Consider the following 21,596-nt stretch of genomic DNA (forward strand, 5'->3'; position numbering starts at 1 on the left):
GGGGGCTTACTCATCCGTTACACAACCTTCGGCGGCGGATGTAACGTTTTTTGCATAGCGATATAATAAACCTTTGGTAACCCTTAGCGCCGGTTGTTGCCAGGCTGCTTTACGTGTTGCCAGTTCTTCGTCGCTGATCATCAGGTTGATGCTGTTTGTTGTGGCATCAATCTCAATACGGTCTTCGTCTTTAACCAGGCCTATTGTACCGCCGTTATACGCTTCGGGGGTGATGTGGCCAACCACAAAACCGTGGGTGCCGCCGCTAAAACGCCCGTCGGTAATTAACGCTACCGAACTACCTAAACCCGCGCCAAATATGGCCGATGTTGGTTTCAGCATTTCGGGCATCCCCGGCGCGCCTTTAGGACCCACATTGCGGATCACGACCACATCACCGGCTTTGACTCGGCCGCTCATAATACCATCAATCAGTGCAAACTCGCCATCAAACACACGGGCAGGGCCTTCAAATTTCTCGCCCTCTTTTCCGCTAATTTTGGCTACACTGCCGCCTTCGGCTAAATTGCCGTACAATATTTGCAGGTGGCCGGTGGCTTTTATCGGGCTCTCTACCGGTAAAATGATCTTTTGGGTATCGAAATCCATTTCCGGGACGTCTGCAAGATTTTCGGCTATGGTTTTACCGGTAACGGTTAAGCAATCGCCATGAAGCATGCCTTTTTTAAGCAGATATTTCATTACAGCAGGTACGCCGCCAACCTTGTGCAGGTCTTCCATCATATACTTACCACTTGGCTTCATATCGGCCAAAACGGGGATGCGGTTACTTACGGTTTGGAAATCATCCTGCGATAATTTTACATCTACACTTTTAGCCATAGCTATCATGTGCAGCACCGCGTTGGTTGATCCGCCCAATACCATAATTACCACCATCGCGTTCTCGAACGCCTCGCGGGTCATAATGTCCGATGGTTTAATGTCTTTTTCTAATAATATCTTAATGGCCTTACCTGCTGCCAGGCATTCGGCCTTTTTCTCATCACTTAATGCCGGGTTTGACGACGAGTAGGGCAAACTCATACCCAAAGCCTCGATAGCCGCAGCCATAGTGTTCGCGGTATAAATACCACCGCAGGCACCCGCGCTTGGACAAGCGTTTTTCACCACGCCCATAAAATCTTCAGGAGAAATGGTACCGGCTATCTTTTTACCCAAGGCCTCAAATGCTGAGACGATGTTCAAATCCTCGCCTTTATAATGGCCGGGTTTAATTGTACCGCCGTATACCATAATAGATGGGCGGTTTAACCGGCCCATAGCCATGATAGAGCCTGGCATGTTTTTATCACAACCCGGCAGGGCGATAACCGCATCATAATACTGCGCGCCGCAAACGGCTTCAATCGAATCGGCAATAACATCGCGGCTCACTAACGAGTAGCGCATACCCTCGGTGCCGTTGCTCATACCATCACTCACACCAATGGTGTGGAAGATCAGTCCTACCAAATCTTCAGTCCAGATACCTTTTTTAACAATTGCGGCCAAATCGTTCAGGTGCATGTTGCAGGTATTGCCATCGTAACCCATACTGGCTACACCTACCTGCGCTTTTTTCATGTCGTCATCGGTTAGCCCAATGCCGTATAACATGGCCTGCGCTGCAGGTTGGGTAGGGTCTTGCGTAAGCGTTTTGCTATACTTGTTTAATTCTACTGCCTCAAGGGTTTCTGTATGGTTCATTTTTGGGTATATGCGCTTTATATTTTATAATGCTGCCGCCTGTTTTTAATTGTACAGTAAAACCGTTTTATACGGATGGGTTGTACAATCGGGGCGGCCGGGTTTTGTTATAATTTGTATATCTGTAAGGTAGGCAGATGGGCTTGGTTAGTCAATACTAAAAAACGATTATTTTAAATAAGAATATAATATCGTATAATTAAATTAATCAAAATTATATTTGTTAATAGTTTATTACATCGATATATAAAATTTATTGATTTATACCAAAGTTAAAATCGGTATTCGGTATGAATTGTATGCACGCATAGCAAAGGGTCGAAATTCGGCGTGAAATGGATGCCGTGCGAAAATATTTCACGAAATATTTTTCGCAAATAAAACGTTGGTCATCATAAAAAATCCCCTGACGAAGATCAGGGGATTTCAAAATCACTTCCGTTTTATTCCAGAAAAATGCGCCACTCGGCAGTGGTCAGGTTTGATCCGTCTTCTGTTAAAGTGATGTTCAGTTTAACATATCGGGCTGTTACTTTAGGGAAGGTGCTTTTTTCAATCGTGCTGAAACTCTTTGTTTTTTCGTAAGCCAGTTTCCAGGTAATGCCATCATCCGAATAGAATAGCTGGTATTTGGCAATTACATCGGCCCTATTCCAGAACACCCGCATCGCGTTAAAGTCTTTAGCCGAACCCAGGTCGGCACTTAGCCAGATGTTCAGGTCGGTACGGTCGCTGGCTGCGGGTTGCCAGTAAGTATCCAGGTCATCATCCACCGCGGCCGCTCCCTTAGCGGCGCTTAACTCGCTGCTGGCGGTAATGGTTTTAAATAGCGTAATGCTTTCGGGGTCAACCGGCGCAGTGGCCGGGGCAGGAGGAGGGTCGGGTGTAGGTTCGGTCAGTTTCTCAGGTTTTACCAAATCGTAAGTAGTAGCGATCTTTAGGCCGCCTACATAATTGGTAATCAGTTGCGCATCGCCGCCATATACGCCCCATTTGGGGTCGCAGTATTCCGCATCCAGCGTGCGGCCGTAATAACGTTGCGAGCCGTTTTTAAGCGTCTGCTTTTCATCGTTGTACCAAAATTCAATAAAGCCAACGGTACCATCCCGGGATATTTTAAGCCTCAATACAAAGCGGTTCCAGGCGTTTATTTTCAGCGGAGTTTTCCATAATTCGGTACCAATTTGCCCGGGTGCATAATGCATCAGGTGGATATCGCCGCCGGTAGTTGTGCTGATAATGATAGGGAAGTTTTGCTGCATATCGTTGCCATAAGCCTTCCATTGAAACACGGCATTAGTATTAATGTTAGGCGGCATACTAATTTTGCAGCGCCAGCCTATATAAATATCATCACCTTCCTGCGCCTGGAAACCCTTTGCCGCGTGTGATTCGGTACGGTGACTGCCCAATGGTTTGGCAAATTTCCATACCATGCTATAAGTTGGGTCGCTTACGGTGCTGATAGTACCTTCGCCCTCAATATTTGAAGCAACTTTCCATATACTATTACCAATTGTGGGGTTGCCGTCCCAAAGAATTTTCCCCTGTACTTCAGGCACGGTGACTACAGGCGTAATTACAGGCGGGGGCTCTTCTGTTTTTTTCTTTTTACAGGATAAAAAGCACGATAAGATACATAAGGCAATAAACAGTTTTTTCATGATGGTAGATTATTGGTTAGTGGTAGTACCAAATAATTAAATTATCACCATCGTTTTGTCCTCAATATTGGATTAATAGTATGTGATATTAACTAATATGCAATTTGCCTTAAGCGCGGCAATAATAACCCAATAAAAAAGCCCCTGATTTTCATCAGAGGCTTTCAAAATCTTAAAAGATATTCCTTTCTTATCTGTGGGTTATCCCTTCAACCAATACAATCACTTTGTTGTTAGATGCTTCCACAACGCCGCCATGTATTAAAAAAACATCTTCGGTTTTGCCTGCACCACGAACGATCAGCTTACCATCTTCTAAAGTAGAGATGATAGGGGCGTGGTGGTTCAGTATTTCAAATGATCCCATAGTACCCGGCAAGGTGATCGAATTCACTTCGCCTTCGAATACTTTTTTATCGGGAGTTAGGATTTCTAATGTCATTTTGTAAGTCTAAAGTCCGAAGTCTTAAGTCTAAAGTCACATTACTTAGGACTTTAGACTCAAGACTTTCGACTATTTAAGAATTAGCTTCCGCTAACAGTTTTTTACCTTTTTCAATAGCATCTTCAATGCTGCCTACCAAGTTAAAGGCTGCTTCAGGATACTCGTCAACTTCGCCATCCATAATCATGTTGAAACCTTTAATGGTTTCTTTAATGTCAACCAATACACCTTTTAAACCGGTGAACTGCTCGGCCACGTGGAATGGCTGCGAAAGGAAACGTTGTACACGGCGTGCGCGTGATACGGTCAGCTTATCTTCTTCAGAAAGCTCGTCCATACCCAAAATCGCGATGATATCCTGTAACTCTTTGTAACGTTGCAGAATTTCTTTTACACGTTGCGCGGTATTATAGTGCTCATCACCCAAAATGGCAGCGCTCAGGATCCGTGAGGTTGAATCCAGTGGATCCACCGCAGGATAGATACCCAACTCGGCAATTTTACGTGAAAGTACAGTAGTAGCATCTAAGTGGGCAAATGTTGTTGCCGGTGCAGGGTCGGTCAAGTCATCCGCAGGTACGTAAACGGCCTGTACAGATGTAATTGAACCACGTTTGGTTGAAGTGATACGTTCCTGCATCATACCCATTTCGGTAGCCAGGGTTGGCTGGTAACCTACCGCCGAAGGCATACGGCCTAACAACGCCGATACTTCAGAACCTGCCTGGGTGAAACGGAAAATGTTATCAATAAAGAACAGGATATCGCGGCCTTTACCTTCAGCATCACCATCACGGAAATATTCCGCCAGGGTTAAACCTGATAAAGCCACACGTGCACGTGCACCAGGAGGCTCGTTCATTTGTCCGAATACGAAGGTCGCTTTCGATTCCTTCATTTCTTCCATATCAACTTTGCTTAAATCCCAGCCACCTTCTTCCATCGAGTGCATAAAGGCATCACCGTATTTAATAATGCCCGATTCAAGCATCTCACGCAAAAGGTCATTACCTTCACGTGTACGCTCGCCAACACCAGCAAATACCGATAAACCAGAGTATGCTTTAGCAATGTTGTTGATCAGTTCCTGGATCAGTACAGTTTTACCCACACCGGCACCACCAAACAAACCAATTTTACCACCTTTTGCATAAGGCTCTAACAAATCGATCACCTTAATACCGGTAAACAGTACTTCAGACTCGGTTGACAGGTCCTCAAAACGCGGAGGTTGATTGTGGATAGGGCGGCCACCAGTTTTATCAAGGGTAGCTAAACCATCAATCGGGTCGCCAACCACATTAAATACACGGCCTTTAATTGAATCGCCAACAGGCATGGTAATAGCGGTTTCTAAGTCAACAACCGGCATACCGCGTAGTAAACCGTCTGTCGAGTCCATCGCTACCGCACGTACACGGTCTTCACCTAAATGCTGCTGAACTTCAAGAATAATTTTTTGTCCGTTGTCCTTGGTAATCTCCAAGGCGTCAAAGATGCGTGGCAGGTGAGCGTCGTCAGCAAAGCTAACGTCAACTACCGGACCGATGATCTGAGATATTTTTCCAATATTGGGCATAAATAACCTGGTATTTAAAGTATTTTGTTAAATGTTGGCGCCCTGTTTAAAGGGTGCTATTTTAGTGGTGCAAAGTTAAATTTTTTATACGATAAAAAAACACCTGTTTTAAAATTTTTGTATGAAAAATATGCGGGGGTGATATTGTAGTATATATTTAATATTTACATCATGTAATTTACATAATGCCAAACCAACCAGCGAGCAGTACGGGAGGGTGTCACCCTGTTATCGAGGGGTGCGGGATTTTGAAGGTTGGATGACAGAGAGGGGCTGTCACCCTGAGCTTGTCGAAGGGTGCATGCGGTGGCCTGCCCACCATGCTTCGACAGGCTCAGCATGACACCATGCGCTCGATCTGTCATGGGTAGCCTGTCGACAAATATATGTGTAGCGAGGGCTTTCGCCAATTATCCAAATCCCACTTATAAACCAAAAACAGGGTTAACACAACTTAACACAATTCAGGCATTATTCGACTTAAATTATTGATAATCAATAGTTTGATTTTTTATCGTGTTAACCCTGAAAACGGCCTTTTTTTGCCGCAATAAGTCAATGTTTTGGAAAACCAACGTTCAGCATTTCATGGCAGCTGTAGTCCCGCTTTCTGTCCAAGTTTTGCCCCCGCCACAGGCCCACACATACAAAAGCTTTCCCGTCAATCGGGTTTGGGTTGAGCAGTTGGTGCTAAATCAAACTCTCAGCACTATTTTCCCAATATGTTCACTGCTTTCCATCAACTCATGCGCCTTAGCCGCATCATCAGCTTCAAACACCTTATAAATAACCGGCTTTATCTTGCCCGATGCTAACAAAGGCCAAATATGTTCTTCCAGTTTTCGGGCAATGGCGCTTTTAAATGCCACATCGCGGCTGCGCAGCATCGATCCGGTGATCACCAGCCGCTTACGCATCACAACGGACAGGTCAACCTCCACGTTTTTACCTTTCATGCTGTTAATCATCACCAGTCGTCCTTCATTGGCCAGGCATTGCAGGTTGCCGGGTGTATAATCGCCGCCTATCATGTCCAGTATTACATCAACACCTTTGCCATTGGTTAACTGGCCAAGTTCTTCCGTAAAGTTTTGCGTTTTATAATTGATGGCTTTAGCTGCACCCAGGTTTTCGCAAAAAGCGCATTTGTCATCGCTGCCCGCGGTTGCATAAACAGTATTACCTAACGCTTTGGCCATTTGTATGGCAGTTACCCCAATGCCGCTGCTGCCGCCATGTACCAGCAGGCTTTCGCCCGGTTGCAGGTTAGCGCGGTCGAACACGTTACTCCACACTGTAAAAAAGGTTTCGGGCAGGGATGCGGCTTCAATAAAGTTCAGGTTAGGCGGTACCGGCAGGCATTGGCCTTCGGGCGCTACGCAATATTCGGCATAGCCGCCGCCGATCACCAGCGCGCAAACCCGGTCGCCGATTTTCCAGCGGGTAACATCATTACCAATCGCTTCAATAACACCGGCTACCTCCAGTCCCGGGATATCCTGCGGAGCGCCCGGCGGTGGGGGATAGCTGCCCTTGCGTTGCGCCACATCAGGCCGGTTAATGCCTGCCGCTGATACCTTTATTAATACTTCGCCTGCCGACGGACTGGGTTGCGGCCGTTCAGCTATTTGTAAAACTTCCGGCCCGCCGGGTTGGGTAATGATAATGGCTTTCATATTTAATAAACCGCAGTGTTTAAAGGTAAGTTTTAATAAACAGATGATGAAGCCATAAGAATGTAAAATTGAATTGTAAAACAGTTTAGTATCAATTGCTGTTGCTTTATTTGCGTAAAATTAATAGCTATAAATTCATCAATATGAGCATCCAATTAGGCCAGCAGGCACCCGAATTTACTTTAACATCCGACGAGATTAAACCCGTATCCTTAGCCGATTTTGCAGGCAAAAAGGTAGTGATCCATTTTTTTCCATTAGCTTTTACCGGTGTTTGCACCACTCAGCTATGTACCATGCGCGATAGCTTTGGTTATTATGATGGCCTGAACGCGCAAATATTGGGCATATCTGTCGATTCGCCTTTTGTACTGGCTAAATTTAAGGCCGAAAATAATTACCAGTTCCCCTTACTGTCTGATTTTAATAAGGAAGTTTCAACCGCCTACGGCGCTATTTATGCCGAATTTGTGATGGGGATGAAGGGTGTATCTAAACGCGCGGCCTTTGTTTTAGACGAAGATCATAAAGTAATTTACGCTGAAGTGCTGGAATCGGCAGGCGATTTGCCTGATTTTGAAGCAATTGCCGAAAAGGTTAAGTAAATTTCAAAAAATATTTCAACGGACTGCAAAATTATTCTATTTTTGCAGTCCGTTAAAAAAGGCAGCGATGCTTTAAACGGAAAAGGTTCTTTTAACAGAATTTTATCGCACTTGTAGCTCAATTGGATAGAGCATCTCACTACGGATGAGAAGGTTTGGGGTTCGAATCCCTACAAGTGCACAAATTAAGTCTTTAGTTTATAGTCCTAAGCCCCTTTACTTATGACTTTGTACTTCCGACTCAAAACTCAACTAAGCCTTTCTGTATTGTACCGAAAGGCTTTTAACTTTAAATCAAAGGATGCTGAACTTAGTATTGTTTGGTCCGCCCGGGGCCGGTAAAGGTACTCAATCTCAAAAACTTATTGAAAAATATGGTTTGATACACCTGTCGACAGGCGATTTGCTGCGTGGCGAAATATCGCAAGGCACGGCCTTAGGTATGGAAGCTAAAAAGCTGATGGACGACGGCAAATTGGTACCAGATGAGGTTGTTATCGGTATGATCAGCAATAAGCTGGATACCAATAAGGATGCTAAGGGCTTTATTTTTGACGGTTTCCCGCGTACTGTGGCGCAGGCTGAAGCATTGGATAACCTGTTGAAAAGTAAATCGGAGCAGATTTCGGGTATGATAGCGCTTGAAGTAAATGATGATGAGTTAGAGCATCGTTTATTATTGCGCGGTAAAGAGTCAGGCCGCCCGGATGATGCTAACCCGGAGGTGATCCGCAAACGCATTGTTGAATATAATAATAAGACAGCGCCGGTAGCTGATTTCTATAAAAAACAAAACAAGTTTAAAAGCATTAATGGTATAGGCTCCATCAACGAAATATTTGATGCGATAGCCGGCGTTATAGCGGCTTATTAATTATTAGTCCGAAAGTCGGCAAGTCGGGAAGTCCGAAAGTAGGAGGTTTTACTTCTCGCTTTCGGACTTTCGGTCTTACAGACTTCCGGTCTTAAAAATAAAACTATGTCCCAGGGTTCAAATTTTGTTGATTACGTAAAGATCTGCTGCCGTTCGGGTAAGGGTGGCGGTGGTTCGGCACACTTGCATCGCGATAAGCTAACCAGTAAAGGTGGCCCCGATGGTGGCGATGGCGGTCGCGGTGGTCACGTAATAGTAAAAGGTAATGCCCAGTTATGGACATTGCTCCACCTTAAATTCCGCAAACACGTAATAGCCGGTGATGGCGACCCCGGCAGCAGCAGCTTAAGCACCGGCAAAACAGGCCGCGACGAAATACTGGAAGTACCCCTGGGTACTATTGCCAAAGACGCGGAGACGGGCGAAGTGCTATTTGAGATCACTAAAGATGGCGAAACCCGGATATTAACTAACGGCGGCCGCGGCGGCCTGGGTAACTGGCACTTTAAATCGCCAACCCATCAAACCCCACGTTATGCCCAGCCCGGCGAAGAAGGTAAGGAAGACTGGAACATCCTGGAGCTGAAATTACTGGCCGATGTAGGTTTGGTAGGTTTCCCTAACGCGGGTAAATCAACCCTGCTGTCGGTGGTTTCGGCTGCCAAGCCCGAGATAGCTGACTACGCTTTCACCACACTGGTGCCTAATTTGGGCATTGTGGCCTATCGTAACAATCGCTCGTTTGTAATGGCCGATATCCCGGGCATTATCGAGGGTGCATCGCAAGGTAAGGGTTTGGGGATCCGCTTTCTGCGCCATATCGAACGTAACTCGGTGCTGTTGTTTATGGTTCCGGCTGATACCAACCGTACGATAAAAGAAGAATACCAGATCTTGCTAAAAGAACTGGAAGAATACAATCCCGAACTGATCCACAAACCCCGCATCCTGGCCATAACCAAAGGCGATTTGCTGGATGATGAACTGCAACAGGAAATGAAGGCAGAAGTGCCAACAGATATCCCGTCAGTGTTTATATCATCTGTAGCCCAAAAAGGCATCACCGAATTAAAGGATCTGCTTTGGGCGGAGATAAACTCAAGTCCGAAAGTCGGAGAGCCGGGAAGTACGGAAGAATAATAAAACAAGAAAAGCGATTGGGAACCAATCGCTTTTCTTGTTTTTAGCCACCACGTCATTGCGAGGTACGAAGCAATCATCGGAATTAAGGTCAATCATGTAAGACTCTTACTGCCCATTCAAGCGTCCACGCTTGAATGTATATGAAGGTGAGCGTCCACGCTCACGTTTAAATTAAGCGTGGACGCTTAGTCAGAATATGAGTTCAAGCGTGGACGCTTGAACTGGCGGTGATGATAAACGAGCAAAGCGATTGGAAACCAATCGCTTTGCTCGTTTAAAACCAGTTTGTCATTGCGAGGTACGAAGCAATCGCACACCCAAAGAGCGGTTACGCATAGTTCGCGATTGCTTCGTACCTCGCAATGACAAGTGCTTATTCTTTCCGACTTCCGGACTATCCTCTAATAATTAATCACCTGCTCTTCCAACTCCGCAGGGGTATCACGCCACACATATTTTTGCGTACGTAACTGCGGCTCAAAACCGGCTTCTTTAATAGCGTTCTGGATGCCCTGCGCGGTAAAGCGGTGAGGGGCCCCCGCGGCTGATACTACGTTTTCCTCGATCATGATCGACCCGAAATCGTTAGCGCCGGCGTGCAGGCACATTTGTGCCACCTGCTTGCCTACCGTTAACCACGATGCCTGTATGTTTTTAATATTAGGCAGCATCATACGGCTTAAGGCAATCATACGGATATATTCGTCGCCGGTTACGTTATTGGTGATGCCGCGTACTTTACGCAACAACGTCCCATCATCCTGGAAAGGCCATGGAATAAAGGCGATAAAGCCATAATGCCCTTCCGGTTTCTCAGACTGTACCTCGCGGATCCATACCAGGTGCTCAAAACGCTCCTCAATGGTTTCTACATGGCCAAACATCATGGTGGCAGATGATGGCAGGTTCAGTTGGTGGGCAGCACGCATTACATCCAGCCATTCCTTACCGCCGCATTTGCCTTTTGATATCAACCGGCGTACGCGGTCATTCAGTATCTCGGCGCCTGCACCCGGGAGCGAATCCAGCCCGGCTTCTTTCAGGGCTTTCAGCACATCATAATGGCTCATGCCCTCCAGCTTAGCCACGTGTGCAATCTCCGGCGGACCTAATGAGTGTAATTTAAGGGTTGGGTATAGCTGTTTTAGTTCCCTGAACAGATCGGCATAGAATTTCAAACCCAGATCGGGGTGATGGCCGCCCTGTAACAGCAACTGGTCGCCACCAAAGCGGAAGGTTTCCTCGATCTTCTTTTTGTAGGTCTCGATATCGGTAATATAGCTATCCTCGTGACCGGGACGACGGAAGAAATTGCAGAACTTGCAGTTGGCAATGCAAACGTTGGTGGTGTTTACGTTGCGGTCTATCTGCCAGGTTACTTTGCCATGCGGCACCTGTATCTTACGCAGCTCGTTAGCTACATAAACCAGTTCGGGGGTTGATGCATGGTGATATAAGTGTACGCCTTCTTCGATACTTAAAAACTCGAAGTTGAGGGCGCGCTGCAATAGGTCTGCCGTATTCATATCACAAAAGTACATACTATTTAAATGCAATGTGCTGGTTTATGAAAGAATTGACAATTGAATTGACTGATATACGGCCGAATAACTATATTTAAATAACCAAGCATACCTCACCATGATCAAAACCTTTTTATACCTCCTGGTTCTGTTAATGCCCGTCAGTATTTTTGCCCAGGCACCTGTTGAAAATTATCCCGAAGACCCGGCCTCGGTTGAACATGCCGGCGTACCCAAAGGGGAAATTATCAAAGTTACTTTCGATAGTTCTAAAATATTCCCCGGCACCTGGCGCGAGTATAGCATTTATGTGCCTGCACAGTATGATCCGGCTAAACCAGCCTGCGTTTGGGTAAACCAGGACGGCATTCAGTTTAAGGCGCCAACCGTTTTTGATAACCTGATCAACAGTAAGGAAATGCCCGTTACCATCGGTGTTTTTGTTACACCCGGACAAGTGCGTGCCACCGATGCAAAAACTGCCCTTAACCGTTATAACCGCAGTTTTGAGTACGATGGTTTGGGTGATGCTTATGTGCGTTTTATACTGGAAGAGATCCTCCCCGATGTGGAAAAGCATAAAACCAGTGATGGCCGCGCGATACGTTTATCCACCAGCGCAGCCGATCGCGGTATTGGCGGCAGCAGCAGCGGTGCCATAGCGGCCTTTAACGCTGCCTGGGAGCGGCCTGATGCCTTTTCGAGAGTGTTTAGTTCTATCGGTACCTATGTTGGGTTGCGCGGCGCAGATCGTTTACCATCGCTGATACGTAAATATGAAGCCAAACCGATCCGCGTGTTTTTGCAGGATGGCAGTAACGACAATAATAGCTATGCCGGCGATTGGTTTAAAGCGAATGAAATGATGGAGCGGTCGCTGAAATTTGCGGGTTACCAGGTACAGGCTATATATGGCGAAGGGGGGCACAACGGAAAAATGGCCACTGCTTATTTCCCGCAGGCTATGCGGTTTTTATGGAAAGATCATCCCCGGCCGGTTACTACCGAAGTTTCAAAAAATGATGTGCTGAAAACTATCACCATCCCAGGCCAGGGTTGGGAACTGGTAGCTGAAAAGGTGGATAGGTTTGGCAACCTGCAGGTTAACCCGGCAGGCGAAGTGTTTGCACGGGCGTGGGATGGCGCCAACCGCGTACGTAAAATAGGGGTAGACGGTAAGATGAGCACGGTAAAGACCGGCATCCCCAAGTTTAACGATGGCGCAAGTGTTACCGCCTACGATGGCAGTAAATATCGGATAGTGACAGGTTTGGGCCGATATAGCAAATTGGTAAGTACCCACCCACAGGGTAAAAATCAGGCACAAAAATTTTGGATACGATATGCGGGTGGCATGGCCCTGACACCCGACCAAACGCAGCTGTATATCTCTGATTTTTCATCGCACTGGATATGGATATACCGTATCGGGGCTGATGGGGCACCAACAGACGGCCAGAAACTGGGCTGGCTTTACATGCCTGATAATGCAGATAATGCCGAGCCCAGCGCTATGCAATGTGATACCAGCGGACGGCTTTATGTAGCCACTAATATGGGAGTACAGGTGTTAGACCAAATTGGCAAGGTAAATGCCATCTTCCCGCTTCCTGATGGCCATGCGCACAGTTTGTGCTTTGGCGGCGCCAATTTTGACGAATTATATGTACTAAGCGATGATAAGATCTACAGGCGCAAGCTTAAAGTGCGCGGGGTAAATAGCTTTGATGCACCCGTAAAGCCGGCAAAGCCGAGGTTATAGCGATCAGCCCCTGAATGCCACCGGCGCCAGTTGTGTTTGCTTGCGGAAAAAGTTAGAGAAATGCGCGACCTGCTCAAAACCCAGGCAATAGGCAATTTCAGAGATATTCCAGTCGGTTTGTTTAAGCAGGATCTTAGCTTCCTGCACAATGCGGCTGCTGATGATATCGGTAGTGGTTTTGCCGGTATTTTCTTTAAGTACCTTGTTCAGGTGGTTAACATGTACGGCCAGCCGGTCGGCGTAATCCTTAGCGGTACGCAGGCCCAGCTTTTGGTTTGGCGATTCGATAGGGAACTGTCTTTCCAGCAATTCAATAAACAGGGACGATACCCGTGCCGAGGCCGTATGCGATGGGTATAAAGCGGTAGCCGGCTGCAGCTTTTGCCCGTAATGGATCAACTCCAGCACATAATTGCGCAGCAGATCGTATTTATAAGCATAATCAGAGGCCAGCTCTTTATACATTTTATGGAATATAAGTCCGATATCTTCGGCAGCTTCATCAGTTAACTGGAAAACCGGGTAGCCGCCCGGCTGAAAGATGGGCAGATCGTCCAGTATTACGCCGCTTTTCGATTGTACTAAAAAATCGTGGGTGAAAATGCAGAACAGGCCCGATTGGTCATCATCCTGCGGGATATAGTTATAGGGGATCTTTGGTGTGGCAAACAGCAGCGCGTTCTTTTCTATATCAATCACCTTATCGGCATACTCGGCCTTATTGCGCCCGCTGATAAAGCTGATCTTATAATAAGCCCGCCGGTTATAGGGCATGGTTTGTTTTTTTGAATGGCGCGCCACCATGTCGGCAATCTTAAATACATTGAAATGGCCGATCTCCTTGTTGATCCCCTCGGGGATGAGGGTGGCGGTTTGCTTGTAAAACTCTTCGAGTGTGGTAACTTCCATAACCAGGTGTTGCAAAATTCAAATATATGGAAAATGATCAGTCCGATTTAAACCGCGTACCCTTTGCATCAACAAACATATTTTTTGTACTGATGTTAGGTAAGTATACCAAACACAAATCCCATGAAAAAGATCCTTTTTTTGCCCTTATTAGTGCTTTGCCTGATAAGTGTACAAGATATAGTTGCCCAGTCCAATGATCCTGCTTCGGTACGGTTAAACAAAATGACCGGCAAATGGGACGTTACCATGACCATGCAGATAACACCCGGTGCCAAGCCAATGGTGATTAAAGGTATTGTAGCCGAGCGGTTAATGATAGGCGATTACTGCATTAACGAAGCCATGTATCCCGGCCCGGATGCCAAAACAGCAGCCTTTCGCCGCATTAGCGACCTGGCTTATAATAAAAACGAAAACCGCTGGGATTATATATCGATAGATACCCGGGTTACAGCAGGCATTATGTATTTTACTTATAAGGACAGTAATGCAAGCACCATCAACTCGTATATCACCAGTTTTCCGCATCCGGGCTTCGGGCAAACTATGCAGGGCCGCGGACAAGCGGTTTACGCCCGCAATGTGATCACTAAAATAAATGATATGCACGATATCGTACGCCAATACTGGCGCCTAACCGACCGGCCCGAATGGCTGGCTGTGCAGTATGAGTATGTGAAGAGGAGGTAGACATTATTTATTAGGGTTTGGCTAAAGCCGCTTAGTATCTTATCTAAATCCGTCCCATAAATGGGACGGCAATGAATGTGGAACTCTGCTCAAAGCATTCATTGCCGTTGGCTTCAGCCAACGGATATCAGAACTAACCAATAGGGGCTTTAGCCCAATTCCCGTTACATATCAACAAAAAAGGGGCGGGTGATCATCAATCACCCGCCCCTTTTTTAAAATTCTTAAACGTATTAAAAACCCGATTTCATCTGGTAATCCAGCGGCGGCTCAACACCTAACAGGTTTTTAACAAAATAATCCCAGCGGCGGCGCATCATATAGGCCGAATGCTGACCATAGCCATGCGCGCTGTTAGGGAATATCACCAGATCAAAACTTTTATTGGCGCGTTCCAACGCTTCAGCTACCAATAAAGTGTTTTGCGGCGGTACGTTATTGTCCATTAAACCGTGAACCAGCATCAGTTTGCCTTTCAGGTTTTTGGCAATGTTCTCATTGCCCTGTGCCGGGTAATCCGAATTGCTGACCAGGCCGTTGTAACGCTCGCCCCAGTTATCCTCATAGTTCAGGTTTTCGTGGTTGCCCGATTCGGCTATGCCTACCTTAAAAAAATCGGGGTAACGGAACATGGCGCCGGCCGTAGCAAAGCCACCGCCCGAATGGCCCCAGATGCCTACACGGTCCAAATCAATAGGGTATTTTTTAGCCAGTTCCTTTATCCCTGCTACCTGGTCGCCCAGGGTGTTATCGCCCATATTGCCGTAAGCCATATCGTGGAAGCTTTTTGAGCGATATGGGTTGCTGGTGCCTTCAATTTCAATCACAATAAAACCCAGTTCGGCCAGCGCGCCGTTATCGCCACGGGTAACCGAGAAGTTCCAGCTGCCAACGCTGCCGCCCTGCGGCCCGGGATAGATATAATCAATAACAGGGTATTTTTTGTTTGGATCCATGTTGCGGGGCAGCCACATCAGTCCGTATACATCTGTTTTGCCATCATGCGCTTTTACCGAGAATGGTGTAACGGGTTTCCAGCCGGTAGCAACCAGTTTAGATACATCCGTTTTTTCTAACTCCAGGATCTGCTTGCCCTTCATATCGCGCAGTACGGTTACCGGCGGTACATCAGGTTTAGAATAGGTATCAACAATATAATTGCCCGAAGGTGAAAACGAAGCCTGGTGATTACCTGGCCCCGGCGTAAGCACCGTGAAGCCTTTGCCATCGAAACCAACTTTGCACAGGCGGCCAAAGTAAGGGTTTTCAGGGTCTAAACCATTAGCCATAAAGTAGATCACCCGGTTTTTTTCGTCAACCTTTTGCAGGCTGGCCTGTACCCATTCGCCTTTATCAATCTGGTTTTTTAAGGCACCTGTTGCAGCATCGTACAGGTAAAGGTGGCCCCAGTTATCGCGCTCAGAAAACCACAGGATCTCGTTGGTTTTGCTCAGGTAGCGCCAGTTAACATCAGCCCAGCCCGATTCAAATTGCGTTTTAACGGTTTCTTCAAATATTTCGCGTACGGCGCCGGTTTCGGCATCGGCCATCCGTACTTTTTCCTGCTTGTGGTCGCGGTTGGTTGACGCGAAAACCAGCTTGGTAGCATCATCGCTCCAGTATACGTCTGCCCATCCGGCGCCGCCTTTAATGTCGTCACTTAGGGTAGAACGGTGCGGATCAGGCGCGCATTGCAGGCTTAGTACCTTAGGGTTATCTACGGTAATGATCACGCGCCTGAGCATCGGTATAATTTTATCGCCCGGCAGCGGGTTTTTCCAGGCCCTTAACACCGGGGCGCCTACTTTGGTATTCACCAGGTACATATCGCTCACCTCGCGCTCGTCCTGCTGAAAAGTGGCTATCTTTTTTGAATCGGGCGACCATACCAGTATCGGCCTGTCGCTTTGCGCCCAGCCGGCGTTATCGGTAGCATAACCATTATTTTTTACGCCATCGGTAGTTAGTTGGGTTTGCTTATTGGTAGCCATATCGCGTACCCAAAGGTTAAAATCTTTAATATAAGCGGCTTTTTTGCCATCGGGCGATACGTTTTCGTTAGGGTTACCGCCACGGCCGCCACCGCGCCCGCCTCGGCCACGACCGGCAAAGCCTGCGCCTGCAGCAACAGGGAATTGTACTTTGGTAGTATCGGTAGCAACTTTGCCGCCATCGTATTTCCATTGTTTGCCATCAGCCTGGAAGATCACGCCTTTACCATCTGCTGCAAAAACAATCGCATCAAATGGTAGGGTAGCAGCAGTATAGCTTTTACCCGCTGCGGTAGATAATGCTGCAGCCAGTTTATCGTGATCGAAAGCTGGGGATTTGCTGCCCTTAGCCGGGTTGAACAAGATAAATTTGCTATCTTCTTTATACCAAAAACGGTCATCTGCCGTCCAGTTAGGGCGGATGCCGCTGCGGCTAACCAGCGGACTGAGTGCCGCGCTCATCTGGCTTTCGGCACGTTCATAATCTTTTGCAGTGTAAGCTTTTGGCTGTTGGGCTTGTGTGCTTAAAGCCAATGCCAGCGGAAGTGCTGTAAGTAAAAATTTATTCATGTTAATTAGGTTAACTGTTTAACGTTGCTTGAATAGGATTAAAGCAGCAAGTTAACGGAAATTAACGGTATGTCAAGTAACGTTTATGATAGGGAAATGAATGTGCAAATGTGCGGATATGCAAATGTGCAGATAAGAATAATGTGGGGATTTAGATTATTAGAAGAAACGCTGAAAGTCGCCAGGACTTATTTTTCTGACCTGGAAAAATACATTATGCAAATGGTCAAAGTCAGCATCAGTAGTTACTAACTCTAATCCCAGTAAGGCTGCAAGCGAAGCTATCCATAAATCATTCTTCCCCATATTGCGTGGTGTATCGAATGGGTATTGGTCAAAGCCGGGGTTTAATCTTTGAGAGTAGGCATCAATTTGGGAATAAGCATTAACATATAATTGTGTGATCTCAACTATATTAACCGTGCCCAAAAAATTCTCCATTAACTGGTATCGGGCTGCCCCCCATTTATTTCTAATGGCTAACGATCTTATCTCGGCTTCGGATACCACAGAAATATATAGGTTTGCTCCACTGGGTGTAATATAATCTATAACACTATCCGTATCACTTGCCCGAATAATATAAACGAGAATATTAGTATCCAGTAATAGATTCATTCTATTTATCGTTCGCCAACTGGGTTACAAGGCTATCCCATTCTTCTTTTGTAAAGGGCTCCGGCTTAAGCGTATTGCGAAGTGCTTTTTTTAATTCCTCACTATTTTTGCCTGTTTGAATGCCAAAAGCTGTTGCCCCACCAGCTGCTAAAATTTCTTCAGGTGAAACGGTAAAATGAGTTTTTAACGCATCCTGATTAGTTGTTTGATGATTAGGCTTCATTTTACTCCTTCTTTTTGTTTTATTCAAAGATAAGAATTAATTGCCATTTGATAATAGCGTACCAGAAGCAAATGAGTAAATGCAAATGTGCGGATAAGAATAAATGTGCAGGTGTGCAGATATGCAAATGTAAAAAACGCGCTTTTTATTTGCATATCTGCACATTCCCGCATCTGCACATTCACTCAATTCCCCGCCCTTTTCTGCTCGGTTTCGGCGCTGCCGGTTTGCCGCTTTTTGGGGATGTTGGCGTTTTTACCAAAGTTGTAACTGAACGCCAGGTTCACGCTGCGGTTGCCATTATCGTTATGATAGGTGATAGCTGCACCCGGTACATTATTGATGTTACCTGCCGAATAGTTGCCTTTGAACAGGTCGCGCACAGATAACCTCACCGATCCGTTGTTATTCAATACCTTTTTTGCCAGGCCGATGTTCACCTGCTCGCGGGCAATGTGCGTGAACTGCGAATCGTGATTGGGTGCCACGTAAAACACGTTCAGTTCGCTGCTCCATCCGTGCGAAAGGTTAAACTGACTGGTGCTGTTCATAAAAGCATAATTGGTGGGGGTATTAATTGGCAGGCTACCCAACTGGCCTTTAAAGCGGGCAAAGTTGTATTCCAGATCCATATAGAACTTCCACCATTTTACAGGTTCCAGGTTAAAGATGGCACCGAAAGCGGTTTCTTCCCGACTGCCTAAATTGATGCGGTTGGCGAAGAAGATGTCCCCCTGCTGGTAATCGTACTCCACCTGGTAATCGGTCACATAATTGTACGATGCCTGTAATATCAACTTACTTTTATAGCTGTAGCTCAGCTGGTAAACGTTAACAAATTGCGGCCTTAAGAAAGGGTTGCCCGAAAAGGCGCTGAACTTATCGAGGATGATGACGAAAGGATTCAGATCCTGGTAGCTGGGGCGTTCTATCCTTCTCCCATACGATAGGTTCAGGCTGTTAGACCCGGCAGAATCCAATTTATACAACACAAAACCGGTAGGGAAGAGGTTGGTGTAATTTTTCACGAATGATGAATCCTGCCCCAGCGCGTTACCCAGTTGGTGGGCGTTTACGCGGGTATTCTCGGCGCGGAGACCTAACTGTAACGAGAAGCGCTTAAAATCGCGGTTAAGGTTGATGTAGGCGGCATTGATATTCTCTTTATACAGGAAACGATTGGTGCGGGTATAATCTATCGTACTTACGTTATTGATGATGTTGAAATAATTAGCCCCGTTATCCGTATTCACATAGCTTGTTTTCAGGCCAAAGGCAAGCTTCGATTTCTTATTAAGCGGTAATGTATAATCACTTTTGGCCGACCAGATATTGATGCCGTTAGGCAGGTTGTCAATAATATCCTGTTTGCTGCCCAAAGCGCCAGAAGCGTTATAACTGGCGCTCATAAAACTTTGGTCGCGGTAGTTGCTATAGCGTATATAGTCAAAGTCGGCAGTGATATTGCGGCCCAGGCTATCGTACTGGTGGCTGTAATTAAGGTTGATGCCGCCGTTTTTGAAGTGATAATTGGTGTTGTTATTGGCCACGATCGACGAATCTAATTTGCCCGTGTTGTTTCGTAAAACGCTGTTTACCGGGTTATAATTATTGCCCGTGGTCATCACGCCGGTAAGCACTACGCCTAAGGTAGTATTGGGCGATACGTAATAATCCATCCCGGTCTTTACGTTGGTATTGTAGGTGCTGGGGTTAAAAAAGGCCACTTCGGTATAGGATGATTTAATATTGTTGGACGCGTCGAAGTAAGTGCGGCCCACGTCAAGCCGGCGATAATTGTTTTGCACGCTGTAGCCCGCCAGCGCGAAGAAGTTGACCTTGTTTTCGCGGTAATTCATATTAAAGCTTTGGGAGGTACGCATATACTTTGCCCTCCCCACACTCGCGGCTGCCGAACCATTGAAGCCTTTTATTTTAAAGCGTTTGGTTTTGATATTGATGATGCCTGCTGTACCCGATGCATCATATTGAGCGGGAGGGTTTGGCATCAGTTCTATCTGATCCAACACCGAAGCAGGCAGCGAACGCAGGTAGTTGGCCAGCGCTTCGCCCGACAGGTAGGTGGGTTTATCGTCTATCATTATCCGTAAACCTGTTTTGCCTTTGTAGCTGATGGTGCCGTCATCATTAACAATTATCCCGGGCGCTTTCTCCAAAGCCTCCAGCGCGTTGGTCCCGGCGTTGGTGATACTGGCTGCCACATTCACTACTGTGCGGTCGGCCTTTAGTTCGATAAAAGGCTTTTGCGCTACAATGGCTACCTCTTTTAGTGTTGAAGTACCGGGCTTTAATACTACGTTGGGCAATTCTACCGTGGCTGTGGTTTCATTCAGACTGATCTTTGCGCTGCGGTATTTTTGAAAACCCACGGCAGTAATGTTTACCCGGTAATCGCCTGCGGCTATCTTATCGAACACAAAGCGCCCCTGCGCGTCGGCCAGCGTGGTCTTTACGGTCGAGGAATCACTGAATTTAACCAATGCAACCGTAGCTGCTATGGCAGGTTTTTTTGCTGCGTCCAGCACTTGCCCGCTTATTTTTCCCTGCGGTGATTGGGCTTGTGCAAAATTTAGAGCAAGGCATAGCCAGGCGACTAAAAAAGCCGCAATACGTGTTTTCATTTTTTGAAGAGTGGGAGTGAAAGGATAGAAAAAGCAGGTCATGCTGAACTTGTTTCAGCACCCCACATGCAGAGTTGCCATTTAGCATGTTACTTTGCATGTGGGGTCCCGAAATAAATTCGGGATGACTGATCAAGGATATTACTTCGCCTTGCGGATATAGATATTCCCGTTCATGTTTTTAAACAAAAACTCGGGGCCGCCGCCGCCAATTTTGCCATATACCCAATCTTCGATAGTGATGCGGTACATGCCTTCCTTAGCAATTTTGGTTGATTTGGCCGGGCTTTTCTCAGTCACCATATCAAAATCGCTGTATACATTTCCCTGGTCAGACCGTGCCTTGATGTTGGCTTTCAGGCCGGCGGGGAAGGTTACATCCACGTTGCCGTTCAGTGTGGTAAAGGCCATGGCTGCTTTAGCATCGATAGATTTAAAGCTGACAGTAACATTCCCGTTGGTAGTATTAGCCACTACCGAACCCGACATATTGCTGAGCTTAATAGCGCCGTTGGTGTTATTGGCCTCCACATCGGCGCTAATGCCATCGGCTACAATACTGCCGCCGTTTACGGTGTACAGTTTTACATTGCTAACTCCCTGCGGTATTTTAACGGTAAGGCTGATGTTTTTACCGGGCATACCGGTGCCAATACTTACCGCGTTGTTTTTTTCCTTTGCAAAAATGTCCAGGTCGTCGCCGCCGGTTATGCGTTTCATGCCGCTTTTGTTATCCTTTTCCTCGCGTTTGGGATGGCTGGTCTGGCCATCAATGATAACATCCTTGCCATCGTATACAGTTACTTTTATAGATCCGGTTACGATATCTACATTCAATTTAAACGGTTTGCCGGGCTCGCTTAGCGGTACTACCAGTTGTTGGGTGTTTTGTGCCTGCAGGCGGGTGCTTAGCGTTAAGGCAACAATGGCCAGGCCTGCAAATTTTAGTGCTTTCATATTTTTATCAAT

17 protein-coding genes and 1 tRNA gene are annotated in these 21,596 nt (G+C 46.5%); 6 read left to right on the plus strand and 12 right to left on the minus strand.

Features of this window, described 5'->3' with window-relative positions; translation table 11 throughout:
- Positions 1 to 6 precede the first annotated feature (6 nt).
- The 5 genes from ilvD to AC07M6_RS00875 form a co-directional block, all read right to left on the minus strand.
- Positions 7 to 1,710: a dihydroxy-acid dehydratase gene (gene ilvD / locus AC07M6_RS00855; protein WP_494886778.1), complete on the minus strand. Its 1,704-nt coding sequence runs from the start codon at positions 1,708 to 1,710 to the stop codon at positions 7 to 9.
- 443 nt (positions 1,711 to 2,153) lie between these two features.
- Positions 2,154 to 3,374 carry a discoidin domain-containing protein gene (locus AC07M6_RS00860; RefSeq protein ID WP_494886779.1) on the minus strand — a complete coding sequence of 407 codons (1,221 nt, stop codon included), beginning with the start codon at positions 3,372 to 3,374 and terminating at the stop codon, positions 2,154 to 2,156.
- Between the two features lie 190 nt (positions 3,375 to 3,564).
- Positions 3,565 to 3,816 carry an ATP synthase F1 subunit epsilon gene (atpC, locus tag AC07M6_RS00865; RefSeq protein ID WP_494886780.1) on the minus strand — a complete coding sequence of 84 codons (252 nt, stop codon included), beginning with the start codon at positions 3,814 to 3,816 and terminating at the stop codon, positions 3,565 to 3,567.
- Positions 3,817 to 3,892: 76 nt separating this feature from the next.
- On the minus strand, positions 3,893 to 5,398 hold the full coding sequence (gene atpD / locus AC07M6_RS00870; RefSeq protein ID WP_494886781.1) for a F0F1 ATP synthase subunit beta: 1,506 nt from the start codon (positions 5,396 to 5,398) through the stop codon (positions 3,893 to 3,895).
- A gap of 695 nt (positions 5,399 to 6,093) precedes the next feature.
- Positions 6,094 to 7,074, minus strand: a complete 981-nt coding sequence (locus AC07M6_RS00875; protein ID WP_494886783.1) for an NAD(P)H-quinone oxidoreductase — start codon at positions 7,072 to 7,074, stop codon at positions 6,094 to 6,096.
- Between the two features lie 143 nt (positions 7,075 to 7,217).
- Between AC07M6_RS00875 and AC07M6_RS00880 the strand changes: the two genes are divergently transcribed.
- The 4 genes from AC07M6_RS00880 to obgE all read left to right on the plus strand — a co-directional run bounded on the left by AC07M6_RS00880 (position 7,218) and on the right by obgE (position 9,693).
- Entirely contained in the window at positions 7,218 to 7,679 is a 462-nt protein-coding gene (locus AC07M6_RS00880) for a redoxin domain-containing protein (RefSeq protein ID WP_494886784.1), read from the plus strand.
- 107 nt (positions 7,680 to 7,786) lie between these two features.
- Positions 7,787 to 7,860, plus strand: a tRNA-Arg gene (locus AC07M6_RS00885).
- A 120-nt stretch (positions 7,861 to 7,980) separates the two neighbouring features.
- The gene (locus AC07M6_RS00890) at positions 7,981 to 8,553 is read left to right on the plus strand and encodes an adenylate kinase (RefSeq protein ID WP_494886785.1); all 573 of its coding nucleotides are present in this window, start codon (positions 7,981 to 7,983) and stop codon (positions 8,551 to 8,553) included.
- 105 nt (positions 8,554 to 8,658) lie between these two features.
- On the plus strand, positions 8,659 to 9,693 hold the full coding sequence (gene obgE / locus AC07M6_RS00895; RefSeq protein WP_494886786.1) for a GTPase ObgE: 1,035 nt from the start codon (positions 8,659 to 8,661) through the stop codon (positions 9,691 to 9,693).
- A 404-nt stretch (positions 9,694 to 10,097) separates the two neighbouring features.
- Here obgE and AC07M6_RS00900 read toward each other — a convergent pair whose 3' ends face one another.
- Positions 10,098 to 11,222 (minus strand): CofH family radical SAM protein, encoded by a 1,125-nt coding sequence (locus tag AC07M6_RS00900; RefSeq protein ID WP_494886788.1) that lies wholly within the window; start codon positions 11,220 to 11,222, stop codon positions 10,098 to 10,100.
- 115 nt (positions 11,223 to 11,337) lie between these two features.
- Between AC07M6_RS00900 and AC07M6_RS00905 the strand changes: the two genes are divergently transcribed.
- Positions 11,338 to 12,981 (plus strand): SMP-30/gluconolactonase/LRE family protein, encoded by a 1,644-nt coding sequence (locus tag AC07M6_RS00905; protein WP_494886790.1) that lies wholly within the window; start codon positions 11,338 to 11,340, stop codon positions 12,979 to 12,981.
- A gap of 3 nt (positions 12,982 to 12,984) precedes the next feature.
- On the opposite strand, the gene AC07M6_RS00910 is transcribed toward AC07M6_RS00905, so the two are convergent.
- Positions 12,985 to 13,890 carry a helix-turn-helix domain-containing protein gene (locus tag AC07M6_RS00910; protein ID WP_494886792.1) on the minus strand — a complete coding sequence of 302 codons (906 nt, stop codon included), beginning with the start codon at positions 13,888 to 13,890 and terminating at the stop codon, positions 12,985 to 12,987.
- Positions 13,891 to 14,013: 123 nt separating this feature from the next.
- Here AC07M6_RS00910 and AC07M6_RS00915 point away from each other — a divergent pair, with 123 nt between their 5' ends.
- Positions 14,014 to 14,583 carry a DUF1579 family protein gene (locus AC07M6_RS00915; protein ID WP_494886793.1) on the plus strand — a complete coding sequence of 190 codons (570 nt, stop codon included), beginning with the start codon at positions 14,014 to 14,016 and terminating at the stop codon, positions 14,581 to 14,583.
- 233 nt (positions 14,584 to 14,816) lie between these two features.
- Here AC07M6_RS00915 and AC07M6_RS00920 read toward each other — a convergent pair whose 3' ends face one another.
- The 5 genes from AC07M6_RS00920 to AC07M6_RS00940 all read right to left on the minus strand — a co-directional run bounded on the left by AC07M6_RS00920 (position 14,817) and on the right by AC07M6_RS00940 (position 21,584).
- Positions 14,817 to 17,144 (minus strand): S9 family peptidase, encoded by a 2,328-nt coding sequence (locus AC07M6_RS00920; protein ID WP_494886795.1) that lies wholly within the window; start codon positions 17,142 to 17,144, stop codon positions 14,817 to 14,819.
- Positions 17,145 to 17,303: 159 nt separating this feature from the next.
- On the minus strand, positions 17,304 to 17,762 hold the full coding sequence (locus tag AC07M6_RS00925) for a type II toxin-antitoxin system VapC family toxin (protein WP_494886797.1): 459 nt from the start codon (positions 17,760 to 17,762) through the stop codon (positions 17,304 to 17,306).
- A 1-nt stretch (position 17,763) separates the two neighbouring features.
- Positions 17,764 to 17,985 (minus strand): hypothetical protein, encoded by a 222-nt coding sequence (locus AC07M6_RS00930; protein ID WP_494886798.1) that lies wholly within the window; start codon positions 17,983 to 17,985, stop codon positions 17,764 to 17,766.
- 185 nt (positions 17,986 to 18,170) lie between these two features.
- A complete protein-coding gene (locus tag AC07M6_RS00935; RefSeq protein ID WP_494886800.1) occupies positions 18,171 to 20,627 on the minus strand; it encodes an outer membrane beta-barrel protein in 2,457 nt (818 codons plus the stop codon).
- Positions 20,628 to 20,768: 141 nt separating this feature from the next.
- Positions 20,769 to 21,584: a DUF4097 family beta strand repeat-containing protein gene (locus tag AC07M6_RS00940; RefSeq protein ID WP_494886801.1), complete on the minus strand. Its 816-nt coding sequence runs from the start codon at positions 21,582 to 21,584 to the stop codon at positions 20,769 to 20,771.
- Positions 21,585 to 21,596 lie beyond the last annotated feature (12 nt).

Source organism: Mucilaginibacter sp. GW821-FHT07H05 (genome assembly GCF_059418485.1).